We start from the raw sequence: 21,818 nt of genomic DNA on the forward strand, positions 1-21,818 counted from the left end.
TTTACACTAAGTAATTTATTTTTAATTTTTCCTGTTGACACACGAAACAGGTGTGCCGGTTTGTTTAGTTTCAAAAAGAACAATAAGTTTATTACATGCGTTTTAAACCCTTTTTAAACTATTATTTAGCTTAAAAAGTCTTCCGTCCTCCATCCCGGATTCTGACAATATTCTGGCAAAGGCAGAAATCAATGTGTACTGAAAATGGAATGAAAACCCAGATCCAAACGGTAAGCAGCTGCAATATATGAAAGAGTATGGAAAAATTCGGAATTAAATTTGGTGTAATAACCGAAGTATAGCTAGCAAGAGAGGCATAACTATAAATGGGGATAAAGCGGGAGCATATGAACTTTCTTTTGCAACAAATTCTCTATAATTCCATTTTTCATTTTGTTTTTAACTTAAATCCTGTTAATCTTGTTAAAACAGGATATTATTTAAGAACTTTAAAAGATTAGCTCCAATAATAGTGGGGGAAAAAAAGGGAAAAAAGATAGAGAAGATCAGTAATCTAAAAAATGAAGAGCCTTAGTGATAGCTAAAGGCAGATTTAAGAAATAAGTTTGAAAAATAAAATTTAATATTTTGAAAGAAGTCTTACCAAAGTTTAATTCCACTTTCTCGATTGATTGTGTGTTGTTCGGATTCGATGAAGGAGAATTGAAAATTCTTTTGATCGAAAGGAACGAAGAACCATTTAAGGACTGGTGGGCCCTACCAGGGAACCTGGTTGCGGAGGATGAAAGTTTAGACCAGAGTGCTTCCAGAATTTTGCATGAACTGACCGGTCTTGGTGATGTCTATATGGAACAGTATTATACCTTCGGTGATGTCAACCGACATCCTCAGGGGAGGGTAGTAAGTATTGCGTATTATGCGCTGTTAAGGTTAGGTGGTGATAAAGCATTAAAGCCCCTTAGCAATTATGCTAAACAGGCGCATTGGATCAATGTCAAAGATTTGCCGAAACTGGCATTTGATCATCAACAGATCTTTGATAAAGGTCTGGAGAAGATTAAAAGACGCATTAAGCACCAGCCTATAGCTTTTGAACTCCTGCCTGAAAAATTTACGCTTACTCAGTTGCAAAATGTATATGAGATCATTTTGAATAAAAAGCTGGATAAAAGAAACTTCAGGAAGAAGATGCTGAGCTTCGGTGTATTGAAAGACCTGGACGAAAAACAAAAAGGAGTTTCATTCAGAGCAGCGACGCTCTATAAATTTGATAAGCGTAAATACGCGAAGTTATTTGGAAAAGAGATTTCCTTCTAAGCAGATGAACGGTGCTGATATGAATTCAGCATCCCAAAAAGAAAGCCCGAAAGTATCAACTTCCGGGCTTTTAGCATTTTTTATGTTTTATTTATTTACTGCTGAGATGTGGTAGTCTACCAGATCATCTATAGGAGAGCGGATGATCTTTCCGACACCCATTTCGTATCTGTCTGCAACGATGCTTAAGATATCCCTAAAGCTATAACCAACCGATCCTACACAGTTTAAAGAGTAATCTTTGTAGTTTGGATAATGGATCACCAGATTCTCAAAAAATGCGGTAAACGCATAATCTACAGTAGAGAAGGTGTAATCTTCATAATTGTCTTTGAAATCGTATAAGAATTTACTGAACCCGGCACAAAAACGGTTTGGAAGTGGCTTATTATAGATGTGGTCAAAAATATCCTCATTGGTTAAAGCGAAGTTGTCATAGAAGCTTTCCCTAAGTCCTTTAGGCATATAACCTTTCATATAATCACTCAGAATTCTCTTTCCGATGAAACATCCGCTACCTTCATCACCAAGGAAATAACCAAGAGAATCAATGTTCAATGTAATGTCTTTACCATCATATAGACAAGAGTTTGTTCCTGTTCCCAATATTGCAGCGAAACCAGCCTCATCTCCAAGTAAAGCCCTGCAGGAAGCCAGTAAATCATGACCTATATTGATCTCTGCATTCGGGAAAATCTGTTGCATGGCATCTGCTACAATTTTGCGCTTGGCATCAGTAGAGCAACCCGCACCATAATAATTTACCTGGGTTAGTTTTTCTGTTTCTAAATGATCCGGAAGAGATTTTCTTAAGGAATCAACAATATATGCTGTATCTGAGAAGTATGGGTTATATCCTTCTGTATTAAAATGAATTTTCCTACCTGCCTCATTAATTAAACACCAATTGGTTTTGGTTGAACCACCATCTGCAATAACTATCATCTTAATTTGTTTTTTTCGGGATAAAAGTAAATAATCCTAACACTTTTGTATGGTTTTTTTTCATAAATGTAATTCTTTAGTTTAAGTTTTTAAATAATTATCCGCTTCTAAAGGGTAAAAAACGGCTTTTTTTGTAATTTTATTTATTGATTTAAGGTTACCATATTGTTAAAAAAACACTAAGCTAAAATACGCTTGTTATTTTGAAATCCAAATTTAAAATCAAGCATTTAAAAGAAAGGGTTTTTAAATTGGGCTAAACTGCGATTTCAGCATAGATAAAAACCCTAATTGCGCAATTATTAAACGATTTAGTGCCCATTTATAGCCAATTATTCAAATAAGGTATAAATTTAAAAAACGCCGGATGGAAACTTAACAATTGTTTTACACAAAGGTTTAGTGTGGTAATTACAGGATAGATCGCCGGATTTTTTTAATATTTGTATTCATTCGTAAATGACTATGGCAATAAAAATCGATTTTAGAAGCGATACGGTAACCCGCCCAACGGAAGGGATGCTTACTGCAATGATGACCGCAAAGGTAGGTGACGATGTGTTTGGAGAAGATGAGACGGTCCATAAACTGGAAACAAAACTCGCTTCGATGTTTAATATGGAAGCAGGCTTGTTTTGCCCTTCAGGAACGATGACCAATCAGATTGCCATCAAGTGTTTTACTCAACCCATGGATGAAGTGATTTGCGATCAGACAGCACATGTATACCGATACGAAGGTGGTGGAATTGCTTATCATTCTATGGCTTCTGTCAGACTGCTAAACGGGGAGCGGGGGATATTAACTCCTGAAATGATCGAACCGGAAATCAACGAAGAAAATATCCATTATCCCAACTCCAGCCTGGTCGTGTTAGAAAATACAGTAAATAAAGGAGGGGGAGCCTGTTATCATTTGTCACAAATCGAACCGATTCATACTTTATGTAATATCAAAGGCTTGAAACTCCACCTGGATGGTGCGCGTCTTTTTAATGCATTGGTGGCTACAGGTGATCAGGCCAGAAACTATGGTCAGTATTTTGATGGAATTTCCATCTGTTTATCCAAAGGACTGGGAGCTCCGGTGGGTTCTGTACTGCTAGGAAGTAAAGAAACCATCAGGAAAGCAACGAAAATCAGAAAGGCATTTGGCGGAGGAATGCGCCAGGCCGGTTTCCTGGCTGCCGCAGGCATCTATGCACTGGATCACCATGTGGAACGAATGGCTGTAGACCACCAGCATGCCAAAGCCCTTGCCACCGCTTTAAGTTCGCTAAATTACGTTGCTTCTGTGATGCCTGTGGAGACAAATATTGTGATTTTTGAAGTTGCAGCAGGATTTAAAGCCGACAGCATTGTACATACTCTGGCCGAAAAAGGAATTGCCTGTAGTGCTACAGGACCAAAAACGATAAGATTAGTGACCCATCTTGACATTTCTGCGGAAATGATCGACATGGCTATAGAAAACATAATACATTTGCATCCATCAGGTCATAAATAACCTATTAAATGAAGAAAATCCTTATAGCCAACAGAGGCGAAATTGCATTGCGGATTATGCGCTCTGCACGTGAGATGGGAATAAAAACCGTAGCGGTATATTCTGAAGCAGACCGGGAAGCGTTGCATGTGCGTTACGCAGATGAAGCCATTTGTATTGGCCCTGCCGCTTCCAACCAGAGTTATTTGTTAGGAGAGAAGATCGTAGAAGCCTGCAAAATCACTGGTGCTGAAGCCATTCATCCGGGATATGGTTTCCTGTCGGAGAATGCATCTTTTGCCAGGCTGGTCCAGGCTTCAGGGTTGACTTTAATAGGTCCCACCCCTGAGGCAATGGAGATCATGGGAAATAAATTGTCTGCAAAAGCGGCGGCTTTAAAGTATCAGATCCCGATGGTTCCGGGAACAGAAGAGGCCATCACAGATGTCAATGAGGCGAAATTAAGAGCTATAGAAGTGGGCTTCCCAATTCTGATTAAAGCAGCTGCAGGCGGAGGAGGAAAAGGAATGAGGATTGTGGAGCAGGTTGCTGATTTCGAAGAGCAGATGCAGCTGGCTGTAAGTGAGGCGACCTCTGCTTTTGGCGATGGCTCAGTATTTATCGAACGTTATGTCTCTTCTCCGCGACATATAGAAATACAAGTTCTGGGTGATACTCATGGCAATATTGTACATCTTTTTGAACGGGATTGCTCTGTTCAGCGTCGTCATCAGAAGGTGGTTGAAGAAGCACCCTCGAGTGTGCTAACCGCGGAAATCAGAGAGAAAATGGGGAAATGTGCGGTGGATGTAGCCCGTTCGGTAAATTATGTAGGTGCGGGTACCGTTGAATTTATCCTGGATGAAAAACTTGATTTTTTCTTTTTGGAAATGAATACCCGTCTGCAGGTAGAACATCCCGTTACAGAGATGATCACCGGGCTGGACCTGGTGAAAGAACAGATCAGAATTGCAAGGGGAGAAGCACTTTCCTATCGGCAGGAAGATCTTCAGATTAATGGCCATGCCATGGAGCTTAGGGTTTATGCGGAAGATCCGGAAAACAATTTTCTTCCTGATATAGGGGTGTTGAGTACTTATAAAACGCCAAAAGGGAACGGTGTGCGCGTAGATGATGGTTTTGAGCAGGGAATGGAGATCCCTATTTATTATGATCCTATGATTGCCAAGTTGATTACTTATGGAAAGACGAGGGAAGAAGCGATGGATAGAATGATTCGTGCAATTGATGAATATGAGATTACCGGGATAAAAACCACTTTAGGTTTTGGTAAATTTGTCATGCAGCATGAAGCTTTTAGATCGGGAGATTTCAATACCCATTTTGTCAGTAAATATTTCAGTCCGGATAGGTTGAAAGAAACTGATGGTCAGGAAGCAATGATCGCAGCAGTGGTAGCCGCTATGTCTTATAAAAAAGCAGCTATCCCGGTTCAGAGCCAGCTTCAAACGGAGACCCTGAGCAACTGGAAAAGAAATAGAACAAATTATAATTAGATACGCAGATGTTTACAGGAATAATTGAAACATTAGGAGAAATAGAAAGCATCCGGGAGGAAGGAACAAACCTTCATTTTACGGTACAGTCAGACTTGAGTAATGAACTAAAGATAGACCAGAGTATAGCTCATAACGGAGTTTGCCTGACAGTAGTAGCATTGACTGATCATACGCATACAGTAACTGCGATTCAGGAAACCCTGGAGAAAACCAACCTTGATGGTTTAAAAGTGGGAAGTAAAGTGAACCTGGAGCGTTGCATGTTGATGAATGGGCGCCTGGATGGACACATCGTGCAAGGGCATGTGGACCAGACGGCAGTTTGTATAAAAAGAGAAGAGCTGGATGGCAGCTGGGAATACCGGTTTAAATATGATTCAGAAACCGGAAATGTAACGGTAGAAAAGGGCTCTGTCTGTATAAATGGAATTAGCTTAACTGTTGTCGGATCGGAGGATGACGAGTTTTCTGTATTCATCATCCCTTATACCTTTGAACATACCAATCTGCAGGAGGTAAATGTAGGGGATACCGTAAACATTGAATTTGATATTATCGGTAAATATGTGGCACGTTTAGCGGCCCGTTCGTAATTACCTTTTCAATTCTTCGACTTTATTCTTTATAAATGTGATCAGCTTGGGCTGTGCTACAGGATCGATAGTTTTTAAGTATTGATTGTAATAGCTGATCGCATTTTTCTTGTCGTTAAATTTAGTCTCATATACCAGGGCTATATTATAATACAAACTTCCGTTGTTGTCAAATAGTAACCCTCTTTTGTAAGCTGCATTGGCTTGCTCATTTTTGTCAATATTCTCAAACGAATCCCCTAGGAGACCATAGTAGCTGGCTATTCCCGAAGAAATGGCCTCCTTTATCGCCGTTTCCAGATAAGGAACTGCATTTTTATAATCTTTAAGACCCCGGTAACTCAAGGCAATGTTGTACGATAGTGTTTCATTGTCCTGTGAGGCGCTCTTAACTTTTAGGAAGTAGTCTAATGCTTTCTGGTATTCCAGAAGCTTAAAATGACTCTTACCCATGTTGTTCAGCACAAAAGTGGAGCTGTCTCCATAGCGGAGCAGCTTTTCTCCGGTTTCAATGGCCTGTTTATATTTTCCCGAACCAATGCTGACCGGCATTTTCATTTTCAGTAACTGAAAGTTACTGCTGTCGGCTTTTAGTGCAGGCTCAAGAATATCTTCTGCTTTTCGGAACAAATTACCTTTAAAATAAATCTCACAAAGATCAAAAACCACATCTGCATCCGTAGGGTTTAGTTGATTTGCTTTTTTTAAATTGATGAGCATGGGCATGATTTCTCCCTGGTCTTTGTTAATTCTGGCCAGTTGCTTATAAACATTAAAGTTATTGCTGTCCAGCTTAATGATTTCTTCGTAATATTCTTTTGCTTTGATGTTATTCCCCCTTCTGATATTGATATTGGCCAGCTGGAATAATCCAGGAATATCACCGGGCTTTTCGGCATACAACTTCAGGTAATTCTTTTCTGCCTCCGGAAGTTTTCCTGCCATCAGGTACGCATAGGCGAGCTGAGCAAGCTCTTTTGGATCTTTGGTGTCTTCCTTATAGCTGCTTTGCAGATACTGTGCAGCTTCAGCGTAGCGTTGCGTCTGAAAATAATCGAGTAGTTTCTCTTTATCCACCACAGCAGAAGATTGAGCCTCTGCAAGTTGAATGCCAGCAAAAATCAAAAGAAGGGTCAGGAGCTTTTTCATGATCGTATAATTGGGTATCAATTTTATTTTTCTTTTAAACTAAGTTATTAGTTATCTATTAATAATCCAAATCGGACTACCATTATCTGGCATTTATCGAGAAAATGAAAACATATTGGCAGGGTAATTGGTTGATTAGGTATAAATCAAATGTTAATATTAATATAAAAGCATATGGATACTTTAAAAAAGTTTGAATTAATGGAGAAGATTGTCAGAGAGCTGGAAGACTTACAGCACTCACAGCAGGCCATCATCCAGAAGATAGGGAAAATAGAGGTAGATAATATTGAATTGGGTGATAAAAGACTTGATAAAGACTTACCTGATATGCATCAAAGGGTTTCAGATAACCTGAATACCATTGTGGGAATCCTGGAATACTTTGCGGATAAAACCCAGAACTTCGGGAACAAAAACAATGTGGATGCGTTAAAAGAGAAACAAGCAATTGATGAGGCCACCGGCAATTAATCCAGTTTAATCATAAGAAAAGCCAGGGGATGTCCCTGGCTTTTCTGTTTCCAGAATTTCTGGTCTATGCCTGGCTTATCAAGGCTCTATAGGAATAAAAAGATTAAATTTAGTGCCTTTCCCAAACTCACTTTCCACTGTAATCTCCCCATCATTCCGCTCCATAAATTCTTTACATACCATCAATCCCAGGCCAGTTCCTTTTTCGTTCATGGTTCCCCTGGTTGATATATTCTCTCCTCCAAACAGCCTTTCCAAGGCTTCTGCTTTGATTCCCATCCCATTATCTGCTATGGATAGTAACATCTTTCCCTTGCTGTAAACGGCGGTAATGTTGATCTCACAATCTTCATAACAGAATTTTATGGCATTACTCAGGAGGTTTCGGACTACGATCTGGATCATCAGCATATCCGCATATACGATGTTTCCCGGAAACACATTCTGTACAATATTTACATTTTTTGACGCAGCTGAAGGTAAATGATAATTTACTTCATTAATGATCATACTTTTCAGGTCAAAATACTCTTTATTAATTCCGTAGCCTTTTAACTGGCTTCTTGACCAATGCAGGATGTTTTCCAGTAAATCCGTGGTATACAAAATATCTTTATTCAGGATCGGAGATAATGTTTTGAACTCCTCTACTGTAATCAGGTTATTGGAAATCATTTTAAGGACTTCTGAGAGGTTCACCAATGGCCCTCTCAGGTCATGGGCAATGATAGAAAAAATCCGGTCTTTTAACTGATTTAACTTCTTCAGTTCTTCCGTCTGTTGTTGTGATTTAAGGGCTTCCTGCTTAAAATGGGTGAGGTCCTGCAACTTGATAATTGTGGCATCATTATTTAGTTTATTCTCATCCAGATACAGAATGTCCGCTTCCAGATCAAAAGAACCCAGGTGACTTTTGATATGCAGTTCTATCTTTCCGGACTGATGCCTTTCCATGAATTCAAAAAAAGCAAACTGATCCGGAAACAGAGTTTCAATTGGAGTCCCTATGATTTTTTTATTATTGGGATCGATCAGATATTTTCTGAAAGCATTGTTATAATCAATAACCCGGTTCTTTTGATCGACCACTAAAAAGCCATCCTGGATTAAATCCAGAACCTTTTCTCTGGCGATAGGTAGTACGTCAAAGAGCTTGAACCTGTATATGGCAATGGAAATAAAAAAGATCGTTGCCGCAAAAGAAAAAGGAGTGAGATCCAGGTTTCCAACAGGGCGGAAGCCCAGAATATAAGCAATATTGGTTAACCACGGGATAATGGCCGCAATCACGACACTATAGTTTTGTCTTTTATAAATCGGATCGGCCTTTCGAAAGGTTGTAATGAGCAAATAACTACCGATGGCTAGCAGCAGATAAAAATAGATAGTAAATAGCTGGTAAGAAATTCCCGGAACAATATATACCATAGGGAATTCTCCTCTGGTATCCATAAAGTAGCTTTTATAATGCAGGTGATGATAACTGTTGGTCCAAACCAATAAGGTGATAACTACAGTTACACTGGCTAAAAGGGAAAAATTTAAAGGCCGTTTATACCATTTTTCCCGACCCGCCAGTTTTAAGCAAAATAAAAACCAGCAAAGGGGTAATGTGGTGATGCCTACATATTCAATATCAATGAAAAATTTTGCCTGATCTAATGAAGCACTCGCAAGTTCAAATCCATAGGCCAATGACCAAATGGAATTTGACAGCATCATCAGCCCAAATATCTTAAGTGCCCCATGCTTCTTTTTATAAGCATACCAGGACAAAAAAAGCATGATGCTGCCAGAAATCAGGAGAAATAAGGAGTAGGCATTAAATGTAAAATCCATTTAAACAGAAGATGAGAATGCAATCATTAGACGCCTCAAATATACCCCATATGCGATGATTGTTAATATAAAACTACGTAATTTAGTTATGAATTAAAAATATTCTTAGTTTTACAGAACAGTTATCATATCAACTTATCATTACATTATGAAAAAAATAATCTTATCTGCATTATTCATCTGTTCCAGCATGATGGCTTTTAGCCAGGTGTTGCCTAGCTTCCAATTCGGATTAAAAGGTGGGGCCAACCTTACTAAGTTTAGCACCAAGGGTACTTTTAACAGCGAAAACAGAGCAGGATATTACGGTGGTGTCTGGGCGCGTATCGGTGCTGCAGGAATTCACCTGCAACCAGAGCTTTACATTTCTGGGAAAAATACAACTTTAAAAGATGATGCTGGTGTAGAGAATAAAGTGAACTTTACCAGTTTGGATATTCCGGTTTTGGTCGGTACAAAAATCGGAGCAGCAGGTGTGGGGATTCGTTTAAATACAGGACCTGTCGTTTCTTTTATCCTGAATGAAGATCAGTCTATCGGTGACGCAACGAGCTCAGCACTTAAAGGAAACTTTAAAGGTCAGAACTTTGCATGGCAGTTTGGTGCCGGATTAGACATCAGCAAATTAGGCATCGACCTAAGGTACGAGCAAGGTCTTTCTAAAATTGGAAAAGACGACTATAATGCTAAAAAACTAGGTCTGTTTACTTTAGGATTGGCTTACAGGTTATTCTAAAAACAAAAGTTTTCAACATTTTGTTGAAAAGGGGTGGACATCAGTTGTTTACCCCTTTTTTTGGCTTTAAAATTGACGTTGTAATTCTCCCTAACTTAATTAATACAACTATGAATATCAAAGAGTTATTATTAAACGGAAAAAGCTTTTCAGAGCTATTGAAACAGTTCTCTATAGAGGCAGATGATGTTAGAATACAGGACGAAGATGTCATCCTGTCTGACCACATTTTGAAACACCAGGATGTGGTAAAAGAAAGTATCTGTATCGAAGGTAAAAACAAAGAGGGAATTGTGAATTTCTTTGGTACCCTTCATTATAACTTATTGAACAAGTTGGCTGTATTTGAAATGCAGGGATTTGAGAAGATTACTTCTCCTCAGGTTTGTTAGGCATCCTTGATCACTTCTTTGATTTCATAATTGAATGTGCCTTTAATAGGCCGTATAGGCGTGTTTTTGTCGTCACTAAGCACCTTCACATAACAGGCGCCAAAATAGAAAATGAAAGATGAATAGAAAACAAATAGCATAATCAGGACAATAGAACCTGAAGTTCCGTAAATATTCCCTATACCGCTTAGGGGTAACATAATCCTTAAGATATACTTTCCTGCAGTAAATAAAATGCCAGTCAGAATTCCGCCATGAATGGCCGATTTCCAGGTTGGACGGCCATTGGTCAGGAACCGGAACAGAACCGAAAACCAAATGGTCACGATTACCACAAACAAAGCCTGATTTAATATCGAAAGAAAGAACTTTCCGAATGTAGGTGCGGCATTATTAATATAAACCCCAATAATGGCCTGGATACTGTCGGTGAGAAGGCCGAGAAAAAATAATAAGCCTGCCAGCAGGATGATGACAAAGGAACGGGCCCTCAACTGCATCTTGAAATAAAAACCGGCCTTTCCCTTAATTCCAATAGACCAGATCTGATCCATTGAATTTTTGATAACCGCAAAAAGTGTGGTGGCGACAAAAATGAAGAAGATAAAACTCAATATCGTAGCATACCACTGGTGATCAACACCTCTGATATTTCTTAAGGTTTGTCGGATCTGAAGTGTACTGCTGTCGTCTAATACGCTGCCCAATCGTTCAAACAACCGGTTTACCAGGGTCTTACGGTCCATAAAGAAACCAAATAAACGAATCAGGATAATGAGAATGGGAGGGATGGCAAAATTTGCAAAGAAAGCAGTAGCTCCGGCAAGACGTAAAGGATCATTCTTTTTGAACAATTTAAACGCAGCGCTAAAACGCGTACAAAATAATGAGATCCTGCTGATGCTGTTAATTTCCATTCCCCTCAGATTGCCTTGAGGCCCGAAAATAGCTAAATTTTTTAAATCTGATGGGAATGTCACATAAAAAAGCCAGTACTGTTTCCAGACTGGCTCCGTTTTATGAATAATAATGGTCAGTTTTTATAAATTTCCTCTCAGTTCCTGCTCACGTTCCAATGATTCGAATAAGGCTTTGAAATTACCTGCTCCAAATGATTGTGCCCCTTTTCTTTGGATGATCTCAAAGAACAAAGTCGGACGGTCTTCTACTGGTTTGGTAAAGATCTGCAATAAATAGCCTTCCTCATCACAGTCTACCAGGATACCCAACTCTTTTAACTGCTCAATCTCCTCATCAATTTCTCCTACACGATTCGGCATCATGTTGTAATAGGCTTCAGGGGGTGCACTTAAAAACTCAACCCCTCGAGATTTTAATTCCCTTACCGTAGACAAAATATCTTTTGTAGCTACCGCAATGTGTTGCACCCCTTCGCCTTCATAAAACTCTAAATATTCTTCGATCTGTGATTTTTTCTTCCCTTCGGCAGGCTCGTTGATCGGAAATTTCGAAAACCCATTCCCGTTGCTCATTACCTTACTCATCAGGGCAGAATACTCTGTATTGATCTGCTTATCATCAAAAGAAAGAATGTTGACAAAGCCCATTACGTCTTCATACCATTTCACCGTTTCATTCATTCTATTCCATCCTACGTTTCCTACGCAATGGTCAATATATAAAAGACCTGCATCCTTTGGTGCGTAATCACTCCTCAGGTCCTGATAACCAGGCATGAAACTACCGGTATAATTCTTACGCTCAATGAACATGTGGATGGTCTCGCCATAGGTATAAATACCAGACATTTTTACTTCTCCATGTTCATCCGTTTTGGTTACCGGCTCCATATAAGGTTTGGCACCACGCTTAGTGGTTTCCTCAAATGCACTGTAAGCATCGTCTACCCAAAGTGCGAGGATTTTTACACCGTCACCATGTTTTTTAACATGTTCTGCAATCGGACTGTCCGATTTCATAGCGGTTGTCAGTACCAATCTGATTTTTCCTTGTTGTAAGACATACGAAGCGCGATCGCGAACTCCTGTCTCTGGTCCTGCATAAGCTAAGGATTGAAAGCCAAATGCTGTTTTATAGTAATGTGCAGCCTGCTTTGCATTGCCTACATAAAATTCTATGTAATCTGTTCCATTAATAGGGAGAAAATCCTGTGCTTTAGCGATCTTTTCTGCAAATGTTTGTGTGCTCATGATTGTTGTTAAATATTTTAAAATAAGCTGTTTATCTGATTATTCTACGTTGTGCTGCCAGCTTTTGTGGTAGCTCTCATCCTCAATGTTTACGGCATCTTCAGTAAGCATTAAAGGACGGAAAGGGTCAATCATCACTGCCAGCTCCTCTGTACTTTCTTTTCCGATAGATTTCTCTACAGTCCCAGGGTGTGGCCCATGAGGAATTCCTCCGGGATGTAAGGTGATTTGTCCTTTTACTACACTCTTTCTGCTCATAAAGTCGCCATCTACATAATACAGGACCTCATCACTATCCACATTGCTGTGGTTATAGGGTGCAGGAATCGAAAGCGGATGGTAGTCGTATTTGCGGGGAACAAAAGAGCAGATCACAAAATTATGTCCTTCAAAAGTCTGATGAACCGGAGGCGGCTGATGTAAACGTCCGGTTATGGGCTCAAAATCATGGATAGAAAAAGCCCATGGATAATGAAAACCATCCCAGCCTACAAAATCAAAAGGATGGGTGCCATAAGTATAAGGATACATTAAGCCCTGTTTTTTAATCAGTACCTTGAAGTCGCCTACCTCATCAATAGTCTCCAGATCTGTTGGACGTTTGATGTCACGCTCACAATAAGGAGAATGTTCCATCAATTGCCCGTATTCATTTCTATAACGTTTTGGAGAGCGGATCGGACTAAAGCTCTCTATAATAAAGAGCCTGTTTTTCTCCTCATCGAATTCCAGCTGATAAATGGTACCTCTTGGAATCACAAGGTAATCCCCATATGCAAAACGGATTTTACCAAAACCTGTTTTTAGGGTTCCTGTACCTTCATGAATAAAGATGACCTCATCCGCCTGACTATTTTTATAGAAATAATCGGTCATCGATTTTCTTGGTGCCGCCAGGGAGATATGCAGGTCACTGTTCACCAGGACCGGCTTTCTGCTTTCCAGGTAATCATCTTCAGGTTTGATATTGAAACCGATCAGACTGGTATGGCGCAGGTGTTTTTCACGGGCAATTTTTGGCTCTACAGAATAGGGCTCCCCAAGGGATTTTACGATGGTTGGCGGGTGACAATGATAGACCAGTGAATATAAGCTTGAAAACCCTTCAGTAGAAACTAGTTCCTCTGCATATAAATTGCCATCTGGTTTTCTAAAAACGGTATGGCGTTTAGCAGGAATGGTTCCTAAGGTATGATAGATAGGCATAACAGTAGGTTAATTTGGTTAGAATAATATATATTAATAACGTTAAAACGCGGAAAACGTTTTATAAAATCAGCGGAAAAGCTAAATGGAGTATTGGGCAAAAATGATTTTGGAAAGCATGGCATACCTGAATGCGGCCAATGCTTGTTTGGCTACTTGATTTTGGTATGTGAGGGGCTGTATCATTTTGTTTGCGTCAGCTAAATTAAGGAATTAATCTAGTAATCAACAAACAATAAAAGAGATTTAATGGAGATAATTTTTTTATAGCCATGGTTGCTGTAATTTTATATAGCTTTGAACAACTACATAAAAAACTGAGCATATGAAGCTGGTATCCTATAAAACAGAAGACAGAGAACACCTGGGTGTTTTTGTAAACGGACATATTTATAATCTGAATTCATGCGACAAACAACTGCCGAATGAGATGAATGCTTTTTTGGCAGGCGGCGAAGAATTGATGATCCGTGCGAAAAAGATTGACGCACAAATCAAATCTGCTGAGATTGAACCTAAAGAAGAGGCTTTCTATGAGCTTATCGCTCCGGTACCGCACCCAACTTCCTGCAGAGATGGATATGCCTTCCGTCAGCATGTGGCTGCGGCACGTAGAAACCGTAAAGTAGATATGATTGCAGAGTTTGATCAGTATCCTATTTTTTATTTTACCAACCATAACGCCATTCAGGGACCGGGAGAGATCGAATGTATGCCCGATCATTTCCAAAAACTTGATTTTGAGCTGGAAGTAGCTATTGTAATTGGTAAAAAAGGCAGGAATATTACTGCTGCAGAAGCGGATAGCTATATCGCCGGTTATATGGTGATGAATGATATGAGTGCGAGAACCCTGCAAATGGAAGAGATGTTGTTAAACCTGGGCCCTGCAAAAGGAAAAGATTTCTCTACGGTGATTGGCCCATGGCTGGTTACTCCTGACGAGCTGGAACAGTATAAAACAGCGGCTAAACCAGGTCATACCGGTAATGCTTACGATCTGAAAATGACCTGTACCGTAAATGGTGTGGAAGTATCTTCGGGTAATATGGCAGATATGGACTGGACTTTTGCCGAGATTGTGGAGCGTTGCGCTTATGGTGTAGACATCCTGCCTGGCGACGTGATTGGTTCAGGTACAGTAGGTACAGGGTGCTTCCTGGAGTTAAATGGAACAGGCTTATTGAATAATCCTGATTTCAAGCCACAATGGTTACAGGATGGCGATGTAGTGGAAATGGAAATTACTGGTCTCGGACATTTAAGTAATATCATAAAAAAGGTAGATACAGACTTCTCTATCCTTGCTTTGAAGAAAAAATAAAATCATACCCGTAAAGACAATTGCTCTTTACGGGTAATTAGCCCTGATCAGGTATCCGAATTAAGGCTCAAATAAAAGAATATGCTTACTATAGATGTAACTACACAAACTCCTGCCCAGCTGCAGAACTATTTGCAATATGCAATTGCACCAAGACCAATCTGTTTTGCTACCACAATTGATAAGGATGGAAACATCAACTTAAGCCCTTTTAGTTTTTTCAATATGTTCAGCACCAACCCTCCATTGTGTATTTTTTCTCCTGCAAGGAGGGTGCGTGACAATACCACCAAGCATACGCTGGAAAATGTACTTGAGGTAAAGGAATGTGTGATCAACATCGTCAATTATCCGATGGTACAACAGATGAGTCTGGCCAGCACGGAATATGCGAAGGGGGTAAATGAGTTTGAAAAGTCAGGTTTTACCATGCAGCCCTCACAATTAGTGAAACCACCAAGGGTAGCTGAGGCTCCGGTTCAAATGGAATGCATTGTTAAAGAGGTGATCCATCTTGGAGCGAATCCAGGTGCAGGAAACCTGATCCTGGCGGAAGTAAAACTAATTCATATCAAAGAAGAAATCCTGGATACAGATGGAAAAATTGACCAGGCAAAAATAGACCTTGTAGCTCGTTTAGGTGGTGATTGGTACTGTAGAGTAACCCCTGAAAACCTGTTTAAAGTAGCCAAGCCGCTAACCACACTAGGTGTGGGGGTAGATGCTTTACCTTCAGCCGTACGGAATTCACATGTATTGAGTGGAAATGATCTGGGGATGCTTGGAAATGTAGAGCATTTGCCTTCAGCAGATGAAATAGATGCGATCAGGGATACGGAGCTGGTAAAAGAAGTGTTGGATGCAACGATTGGTGATGCTGCCAACCGCGAACGTGAACTTCATGAACTGGCCAGGCAATTGTTGAAAGAAGGAAATGTAAATGAAGCACTAAAGGTGGTTTTGTTATAGAATACTGACCACTTTCATGAATCTTTTCTTATAAAAGCCTTCATTTAAACTCGTAATTGTCACTCCTTTTGCACCACCGGAAGAGGAGTGAATAAATTTGATCTCATCGCCATTAATGGAGTATATAATGCCCACGTGGCCTATCCGGCGAACCCGGCTATTGGTGCCGGTAAAAAGGATTACGTCACCAATCTGTGCATCTTCCAGCTTTTTAGCCTCGCCTCTGGTTGCAAATTCCCTGGAGGAACGTGGCACTTTAAATCCAAAATTCTGAAACACATAGCTTACAAAGCCGGAACAGTCAAATCCTTTCCTGGGATTGCTGGAAGCATATCGGTAAGGAATACCAATCATAGATTTCGCAAACTCTAAAAGGCGGTTGGTAGATTGGGGCTTACTTGCAGGAATTGCCGGCGTGATTTCCATGAGTTTGGAAACCAATTCTTTATATTGAACGGGTGTGGTGTTTTGCGATCTTGCTGCAAATGCACTACATGAAAGAAAGAGGGATAAAATAATGCTTTTCTTCATATCAACGGGCTAAAGATATTAAAATATCCTTAGCCCGTTGATAATGTTGATAACTTGGCGGCTAAGGTGTCGTTACAGCCACAGGAAGCACTTTTCCATTAAAAAATTTATGTCCTGTCTTTGCAAAATCAGCTACATACTTGCCCATTTCAAAAGCCATAACCGGCGATTGGTAACCTGGAAATGCCTCTTCCAGCATCTCGGTTTGAGCAGAACCCAGAGCCAGACAATTGATTTTTATTCCCGTATCGGCCAGTTCAAAGGCCAGACATTCGGTTAAAGTATGCAAAGCCCCCTTACTGGAAGAATAGGCTGCAAGCCCAGGAAATTTAACACTACCCTGAAAACCGCCCATACTGCCAATATTTACAATATGGCTTCCTGAGGTCAGTAGTGGAAGTAAGTTCTGGATCATGTTAAAATGCCCCAGCACATTGCTTTCAAACATCTGGTATAAATCCGCTGCGCTGGTTTCCAGAAAAGGTTTGTTGATTAATGAGCCGGCATTATTAATTAAAATATCTACCGTTCCCAGTCTTTCCTTTAAAAAAGGAATCAGTGCGGCATAATCATCATTTACAATGTCAAATTCTACAGGAAGTAAAACACAGTCGGGGTTTATTCCTCTGGCAATTTCCAGTAGTTTACGCAGTTTGTCCGCAGATCGGGCAATACATACGATTTTATGGTCTTTATTCAGTGCAAATTCTAAGGCAGCTTCAAAACCTATTCCACTGCTTGCACCTGTTAATACTATGTTCATCTAATCTTCTTCAGTAATCAATTGGCTCACGGGGTTTTCAATCACATGTAAACCATCTGTAATTAATTTACGGTAGTCTGCCTCATTTGCCGCTTTAAGCTCCAGATATACCCGCAGCTCTTTTTCGAATTCGGGATCCAGTTTCTTGTGATAAATGATCTCTAGAATTTCTAAAGCAGCAAGCCAGTCGTAACGGTGTTCTGCTTTAAGTTCTTCAAATAGAGCGATACATTTCTCATAATCTCTTTTATCCTGTCTTATAGAACGGATAGCGCTATAGATCGCATGTAATTTCTTGGTTTTTTCATCATAAGTTACCTTATGTGTTTGCTGACCGCTTACATGGGTGATTTCTTCATAAGCATCTTTATCGGCTGCGCCGTTGAATACAGAGATGATTTTTTCTCCCACTGCCATATCATAAATACCCCATTCCGGTTGGAAAAGTATATTTCCATTGTCTTCTTTAACGGTACAATCCTCAAATGTGATCAATACCGTTTTACCGCCATGCTGGACAATTTCTTTTACCAGTCCTTTCACGTGAATCCCGCTGTCAAAAGTCAGGTCTGCGGTTTGCCCTGTAGCAATACCTTGCGCCTGTAGCTCAGTAAGGCTCAGATTTTCCAGTGCCAGACCATTCCATCTGCCAACAGGGGAGGAGAATCCGTCCTTATGGTAGAATTTGCCATGACCTTCCAGTTGTTTATGGTCTACAGCCAGTGCAGATGGCCCGGTTGTTTTTATAAAAGTAAGCTCGTCATCGGCAGTGATGCCCATATCTGTAAAAATGCCGGTAACCTGTAAGCCAGAACTGTAAACTGCTGTTGCAGGATTTTTACATTCAATTGCTTTGACCAGACTTTCAGCACCGCCACGTCTGAACGCCATAGTATCAGCAAACTCTTCTAAAACGTCTATCAGGTTTTGAAAAGTTTCCGTCACAAATAATTGTGGCTGTGGCTTGGTGATGTCATATTGTGCATTGATTGCATCGATGGTATACCATTTTTTCAGCACGTCATCTTTCATACAGCTGGAACTTTCCCCGATCGAAGAAAGTAAACCCGCGCCATAAATTTTAGGGTCTTCAAGTGTGCCTATCAGTCCATATTCTACTGTCCACCAATGTAGACGACCCAATAGCGCCATTTCAGAAGGCTCGCCCATATTCTCGGCAACCACCTGCAAATGTTTTTCTGCTTTGGCGATTTCCTGTTCCGAGGCATCTGCAGATTCCTTCAGGATAGAAAGGTTGCGGATAGCCTCATAAAGCTCAAAATCTTTGGAAGAGAACATGGCTTTAGCTCCGATAGAGCCAAAATAGCTCAAGTAACTGTTGTAGTCGGCATCCGCTATGATGGGTGCATGCCCTGCCGACTCATGGATAATATCCGGAGCGGGTGTATATTCAATATGGTTGATCTGACGAATATCTGCTGCAATAACCAATACCCGGTAAGCCTGGTATTCCATGAATGCTGCAGGAGGAATAAACCCATCCACCGTAACCGCACCCCAGCCTATTTTGCCAAGGTTATCGTTCATGGTTTGCAAATTGGGGATATATTCAATACTTAGGCCTGCACGTTGCAGTCCTTTGATATATGGATAATAAGCCACATGTTTCAGGTAACTATAATTCTGACGCATTACATAGCGCCAAACAGCCTGATCGATTGGCGTATATTTTTCGTAATGCTGCTCTACAATAAACTGCCTTAAATGCTTAGGGAGCTTTGCTACCTGGGGATTGTTAAAGTCATTAAAATCACTCATTACGTGTGTTGATTAGTATTGAGCCCAATATAAGAAAATCTACGTCTTCACTTAAAAAAAAGGGGCTATGATTTAAGAAAAATAACCGAAAACAGACATGTTGTTCAGTTGTTGTAATTACTTTCTGACCTTAAATGTAAAGTACTTCTGAGAAAAATAACTGAATATGGTCAGGATTACCGTGATGATGATTTTTGAAATTGTCGGATAAAATCCAAATGCCTCCACCAGTACTTTCAGCATCGCAAGATTCAACAGAATGTTCGTTACAAATACCGAACCATACCGGAAGAGCTGGATTCTTCCCTTAAGATTGGATTTAGTGAATATCAGGTATTTGTTGAGGATAAAACCGATGCAAAAGGTGATCAGGGATTCAATTGCCAGTGCTGCTACCGGTGCGGTAATCAGATTGGGCAGATATGGAATGGAAAGTTTTACATCCTCCTGGTGTAACACCCAGTTATAGACAATATAGTAAACTACAATACCAGAAGCTGCAGTTGTACCTCCTGAAACCAGGTATCTGAACGTATGAAGGGATAGCCAACGGGAAAAAGGGGGGTAGAAGAAATCTATTAATCTTAATAACGCTTTGCGCATGCTTATTTGAAGGTTAATTTATTCTCAATCATCCTGTTGTTATATTGCTGTCTGAAGGCTTTCAAATTCTTTTCCAGTTTTTCTGCAATCAATGGCTCTGTCTTCAACAGATTATGCTGAACAAGCCGGTCGGTTTTTAAATTATATAAGGCCAGATTTTCTTTTCCGTCATTTACAAGGTAATAGTCGCCCATGTAAAAGTTGAAAGAACCATCGTTGTTATTAACGACAAAGTTATCGGTTTTCTTATCAAAAGCATCAAAACCCATAGAGAAATAAGGTTTATTGTAATGCAGGTAGTTTAATACCGTGGGCATAATGTCCATTTGCTGTACCAGCTTGTCCGTTTTTCCTTTCAATGTCCCCCCGGGGCGGTAGAACAGAATTGGAATAGAGAAATATCCTGGAGTGTTTTGGTATTCAGGCAAATAGGATACCGTAGCATGGTCTGCGCAAAGCACAAACAAGGTGTTTTTATACCAGGGCATGGTCGAAGCAGTTTTAAAGAAATTGCGTAAGGCCATATCGGTATAACCCAGGGGTTCCTGTACCGGAAGAGGGCCTTTAGGGAATTTCCCCTGATACTCATCAGGCAGACGGAAGGGATGATGGGAAGATAAAGAGAAGAAACTGGCAAAGAAAGGTTGTTTCAGCGTGTTCATCGTATTCGCCATGTATTGCATGTACGGATCGTCCCAAATTCCCCATGTACCATCAGAATCACCCTTTTTCTGATATTCATTCTGGCCGAAATACTTTTTAATTCCGGCAAGGTGTGTGTAGGAAGAAAAGCCCATAGAGCCATTAGGCGCCCCATGAAAAAATGCAGTTTCGTAACCCTCGTCTCCCAACAGCTTGGCAATGCTGGTTGTTTTGTTGCCTGAATAGATGGAAAGTACGAAGGGTTCATTGATGGAAGGGATGCCGGTAATTACAGAAGGCAATGCATCTATGGATTTGCGTCCATTGGCAAAAGTATGTGTAAAGGTAAAGCTCTCCCCAACCAGGGAGTCCAGAAAAGGAGTATAACCCTTATATTTTCCACCCATGAGGTCTTTATTGAGACTGCCTACATGTTCCTTTCCCAGACTTTCAATAATCAGAAAAACCACATTTAACTTATTAAAGGCCGCAGTATCTGCCGGCTGGTGGATCGGATTATAGATCGCATTTAAAGTCTTTTCGTCAAAGTAGTTTACAGGCTTTAGTTTAGAAGCTTTCAATGTCCTGAAAATAGCAAATGGAGTGTTCAGGACCAGGCTCATCTGATCGGGGGTGTCTACATATTCGCCTGCATTGCTCAGCGTAATAGGCCTGGTTCCAAAGCCCCAGCCACCACGAACACCGGTAATACACATCAGGGCAATCATCAGCAATAATGCCGTATGTAAAACATACACAGGCCAGGTAAAACGAACTGTTTTTTTAACTTTTACCAATTGATAAAGTTTGCTGAAGATCCAGATGAATACAGCTAGCAATATCAACAGATACCAGTAGTCCTTTAAAAAATCGACAAAGAGCTTAAATTTATTCTGCTCATGACTGAACTGACCGAAAACTGTTGCGGTAGTTCTTTTTAACGTAAACTTATAATAGACAAAGTCGGCTAGATTGGCGATAATACCTATGCTATTGGTGATCAGGAACCACCATTTACAAAACTTTTGAAAACCCTCATTATAACGGAACGGAAAAGGAATAAGATGGAGCAGAATGTAAATCGCATTGATGTAGATTAATGCGGAAACGTCGAACTTTAATCCTCCCCAAAGGATATAGAGGTATTTTGGCAGCGTAATATTTTGAAAAAGGTCCTGGTTAAAAAGATAAAACCCGATTCTGCACAGGGTATATAGGAACAACAATATCAGGAAGCGATAGGCCAATACCAGATAGAGGTTAAGGCCTGTAGTGTCTTTTCTTTTCAAAGTCTTGATTTTAACACGGCAAATTTAAGTATTGATAACGATTTATTGATGTTAAATTAATAAGCCTTTCGTATATCACGAAAAAAGGGTCTGTTTTCCAGAAGAAAACAGACCCTTTTTGAATGGAATA

20 protein-coding genes are annotated in these 21,818 nt (G+C 40.2%); 9 read left to right on the plus strand and 11 right to left on the minus strand.

Going from position 1 to position 21,818, the window contains the following annotated elements:
- Nucleotides 1–588: 588 nt before the first annotated feature.
- Nucleotides 589–1,278, plus strand: a complete 690-nt coding sequence (locus tag BFS30_RS10295) for an NUDIX hydrolase (RefSeq protein ID WP_069379214.1) — start codon at nt 589–591, stop codon at nt 1,276–1,278.
- A gap of 87 nt (nt 1,279–1,365) precedes the next feature.
- On the opposite strand, the gene BFS30_RS10300 is transcribed toward BFS30_RS10295, so the two are convergent.
- The gene (locus BFS30_RS10300) at nt 1,366–2,223 is read right to left on the minus strand and encodes an N-acetylglucosamine kinase (RefSeq protein ID WP_069379215.1); all 858 of its coding nucleotides are present in this window, start codon (nt 2,221–2,223) and stop codon (nt 1,366–1,368) included.
- Nucleotides 2,224–2,688: 465 nt separating this feature from the next.
- Here BFS30_RS10300 and BFS30_RS10305 point away from each other — a divergent pair, with 465 nt between their 5' ends.
- Genes BFS30_RS10305 through BFS30_RS10315 form a run of 3 tightly spaced genes read left to right on the plus strand, consistent with a single transcriptional unit; the run spans nt 2,689 to nt 5,821 of the window.
- Nucleotides 2,689–3,729 carry a threonine aldolase family protein gene (locus BFS30_RS10305; protein ID WP_069379216.1) on the plus strand — a complete coding sequence of 347 codons (1,041 nt, stop codon included), beginning with the start codon at nt 2,689–2,691 and terminating at the stop codon, nt 3,727–3,729.
- A gap of 8 nt (nt 3,730–3,737) precedes the next feature.
- Nucleotides 3,738–5,225 (plus strand): acetyl-CoA carboxylase biotin carboxylase subunit, encoded by a 1,488-nt coding sequence (gene accC / locus BFS30_RS10310; RefSeq protein ID WP_069379217.1) that lies wholly within the window; start codon nt 3,738–3,740, stop codon nt 5,223–5,225.
- 8 nt (nt 5,226–5,233) lie between these two features.
- Entirely contained in the window at nt 5,234–5,821 is a 588-nt protein-coding gene (locus BFS30_RS10315) for a riboflavin synthase (protein ID WP_069379218.1), read from the plus strand.
- Here the strand turns inward: BFS30_RS10315 and BFS30_RS10320 are convergent, their stop codons facing one another.
- The gene (locus tag BFS30_RS10320) at nt 5,822–6,970 is read right to left on the minus strand and encodes a tetratricopeptide repeat protein (protein WP_069379219.1); all 1,149 of its coding nucleotides are present in this window, start codon (nt 6,968–6,970) and stop codon (nt 5,822–5,824) included.
- A gap of 174 nt (nt 6,971–7,144) precedes the next feature.
- Here BFS30_RS10320 and BFS30_RS10325 point away from each other — a divergent pair, with 174 nt between their 5' ends.
- Complete coding sequence (locus tag BFS30_RS10325) at nt 7,145–7,444, plus strand: hypothetical protein (RefSeq protein WP_069379220.1); 300 nt, start codon at nt 7,145–7,147, stop codon at nt 7,442–7,444.
- Nucleotides 7,445–7,522: 78 nt separating this feature from the next.
- On the opposite strand, the gene BFS30_RS10330 is transcribed toward BFS30_RS10325, so the two are convergent.
- Nucleotides 7,523–9,283 carry a histidine kinase N-terminal 7TM domain-containing protein gene (locus tag BFS30_RS10330; RefSeq protein WP_069379221.1) on the minus strand — a complete coding sequence of 587 codons (1,761 nt, stop codon included), beginning with the start codon at nt 9,281–9,283 and terminating at the stop codon, nt 7,523–7,525.
- Nucleotides 9,284–9,431: 148 nt separating this feature from the next.
- Between BFS30_RS10330 and BFS30_RS10335 the strand changes: the two genes are divergently transcribed.
- Entirely contained in the window at nt 9,432–10,019 is a 588-nt protein-coding gene (locus BFS30_RS10335) for a porin family protein (RefSeq protein WP_069379222.1), read from the plus strand.
- 110 nt (nt 10,020–10,129) lie between these two features.
- Nucleotides 10,130–10,411: a hypothetical protein gene (locus BFS30_RS10340; protein ID WP_069382380.1), complete on the plus strand. Its 282-nt coding sequence runs from the start codon at nt 10,130–10,132 to the stop codon at nt 10,409–10,411.
- On the opposite strand, the gene BFS30_RS10345 is transcribed toward BFS30_RS10340, so the two are convergent.
- The 3 genes from BFS30_RS10345 to BFS30_RS10355 all read right to left on the minus strand — a co-directional run bounded on the left by BFS30_RS10345 (nt 10,408) and on the right by BFS30_RS10355 (nt 13,788).
- Complete coding sequence (locus BFS30_RS10345) at nt 10,408–11,328, minus strand: YihY/virulence factor BrkB family protein (protein ID WP_069379223.1); 921 nt, start codon at nt 11,326–11,328, stop codon at nt 10,408–10,410. The two genes, BFS30_RS10340 and BFS30_RS10345, sit on opposite strands and share 4 nt — an antisense overlap.
- A gap of 123 nt (nt 11,329–11,451) precedes the next feature.
- Complete coding sequence (gene hppD, locus BFS30_RS10350; protein WP_069379224.1) at nt 11,452–12,582, minus strand: 4-hydroxyphenylpyruvate dioxygenase; 1,131 nt, start codon at nt 12,580–12,582, stop codon at nt 11,452–11,454.
- 39 nt (nt 12,583–12,621) lie between these two features.
- A complete protein-coding gene (locus BFS30_RS10355) occupies nt 12,622–13,788 on the minus strand; it encodes a homogentisate 1,2-dioxygenase (protein WP_069379225.1) in 1,167 nt (388 codons plus the stop codon).
- A gap of 325 nt (nt 13,789–14,113) precedes the next feature.
- On the opposite strand from BFS30_RS10355, the gene BFS30_RS10360 reads away from it, so the two are divergent.
- Nucleotides 14,114–15,112: a fumarylacetoacetate hydrolase family protein gene (locus BFS30_RS10360; RefSeq protein ID WP_069379226.1), complete on the plus strand. Its 999-nt coding sequence runs from the start codon at nt 14,114–14,116 to the stop codon at nt 15,110–15,112.
- A gap of 81 nt (nt 15,113–15,193) precedes the next feature.
- A complete protein-coding gene (locus tag BFS30_RS10365) occupies nt 15,194–16,081 on the plus strand; it encodes a flavin reductase family protein (RefSeq protein ID WP_069379227.1) in 888 nt (295 codons plus the stop codon).
- Here the strand turns inward: BFS30_RS10365 and BFS30_RS10370 are convergent.
- From BFS30_RS10370 to BFS30_RS10390, 5 genes are all read right to left on the minus strand, one after another.
- Nucleotides 16,076–16,612, minus strand: coding sequence for a C40 family peptidase (locus tag BFS30_RS10370; RefSeq protein ID WP_069379228.1), 537 nt, complete (start codon nt 16,610–16,612; stop codon nt 16,076–16,078). The genes BFS30_RS10365 and BFS30_RS10370 overlap by 6 nt on opposite strands.
- Before the next feature lie 61 nt (nt 16,613–16,673).
- Entirely contained in the window at nt 16,674–17,375 is a 702-nt protein-coding gene (locus tag BFS30_RS10375) for an SDR family NAD(P)-dependent oxidoreductase (RefSeq protein ID WP_069379229.1), read from the minus strand.
- Nucleotides 17,376–19,154, minus strand: a complete 1,779-nt coding sequence (locus BFS30_RS10380; RefSeq protein WP_069379230.1) for an aromatic amino acid hydroxylase — start codon at nt 19,152–19,154, stop codon at nt 17,376–17,378.
- 117 nt (nt 19,155–19,271) lie between these two features.
- Entirely contained in the window at nt 19,272–19,757 is a 486-nt protein-coding gene (locus BFS30_RS10385; RefSeq protein WP_069379231.1) for a GtrA family protein, read from the minus strand.
- A 2-nt stretch (nt 19,758–19,759) separates the two neighbouring features.
- Entirely contained in the window at nt 19,760–21,688 is a 1,929-nt protein-coding gene (locus tag BFS30_RS10390; RefSeq protein WP_069379232.1) for an LTA synthase family protein, read from the minus strand.
- Between the last annotated feature and the right edge of the window lie 130 nt (nt 21,689–21,818).

Source organism: Pedobacter steynii (genome assembly GCF_001721645.1).
GTDB classification, from domain to species: domain Bacteria; phylum Bacteroidota; class Bacteroidia; order Sphingobacteriales; family Sphingobacteriaceae; genus Pedobacter; species Pedobacter steynii_A.

Excerpts from the sequence above, each read along its gene's own strand:
- BFS30_RS10300 (WP_069379215.1), bottom strand. The coding sequence starts at position 2,223 with ATGATAGTTATTGCAGATGGTGGTTCAACCAAAACCAATTGGTGTTTA.
- BFS30_RS10305 (WP_069379216.1), top strand. The coding sequence starts at position 2,689 with ATGGCAATAAAAATCGATTTTAGAAGCGATACGGTAACCCGCCCAACG.
- accC (WP_069379217.1), top strand. The coding sequence starts at position 3,738 with ATGAAGAAAATCCTTATAGCCAACAGAGGCGAAATTGCATTGCGGATT.
- BFS30_RS10315 (WP_069379218.1), top strand. The coding sequence starts at position 5,234 with ATGTTTACAGGAATAATTGAAACATTAGGAGAAATAGAAAGCATCCGG.
- BFS30_RS10320 (WP_069379219.1), bottom strand. The coding sequence starts at position 6,970 with ATGAAAAAGCTCCTGACCCTTCTTTTGATTTTTGCTGGCATTCAACTT.
- BFS30_RS10325 (WP_069379220.1), top strand. The coding sequence starts at position 7,145 with ATGGATACTTTAAAAAAGTTTGAATTAATGGAGAAGATTGTCAGAGAG.
- BFS30_RS10330 (WP_069379221.1), bottom strand. The coding sequence starts at position 9,283 with ATGGATTTTACATTTAATGCCTACTCCTTATTTCTCCTGATTTCTGGC.
- BFS30_RS10335 (WP_069379222.1), top strand. The coding sequence starts at position 9,432 with ATGAAAAAAATAATCTTATCTGCATTATTCATCTGTTCCAGCATGATG.
- BFS30_RS10340 (WP_069382380.1), top strand. The coding sequence starts at position 10,130 with ATGAATATCAAAGAGTTATTATTAAACGGAAAAAGCTTTTCAGAGCTA.
- BFS30_RS10345 (WP_069379223.1), bottom strand. The coding sequence starts at position 11,328 with ATGGAAATTAACAGCATCAGCAGGATCTCATTATTTTGTACGCGTTTT.
- hppD (WP_069379224.1), bottom strand. The coding sequence starts at position 12,582 with ATGAGCACACAAACATTTGCAGAAAAGATCGCTAAAGCACAGGATTTT.
- BFS30_RS10355 (WP_069379225.1), bottom strand. The coding sequence starts at position 13,788 with ATGCCTATCTATCATACCTTAGGAACCATTCCTGCTAAACGCCATACC.
- BFS30_RS10360 (WP_069379226.1), top strand. The coding sequence starts at position 14,114 with ATGAAGCTGGTATCCTATAAAACAGAAGACAGAGAACACCTGGGTGTT.
- BFS30_RS10365 (WP_069379227.1), top strand. The coding sequence starts at position 15,194 with ATGCTTACTATAGATGTAACTACACAAACTCCTGCCCAGCTGCAGAAC.
- BFS30_RS10370 (WP_069379228.1), bottom strand. The coding sequence starts at position 16,612 with ATGAAGAAAAGCATTATTTTATCCCTCTTTCTTTCATGTAGTGCATTT.
- BFS30_RS10375 (WP_069379229.1), bottom strand. The coding sequence starts at position 17,375 with ATGAACATAGTATTAACAGGTGCAAGCAGTGGAATAGGTTTTGAAGCT.
- BFS30_RS10380 (WP_069379230.1), bottom strand. The coding sequence starts at position 19,154 with ATGAGTGATTTTAATGACTTTAACAATCCCCAGGTAGCAAAGCTCCCT.
- BFS30_RS10385 (WP_069379231.1), bottom strand. The coding sequence starts at position 19,757 with ATGCGCAAAGCGTTATTAAGATTAATAGATTTCTTCTACCCCCCTTTT.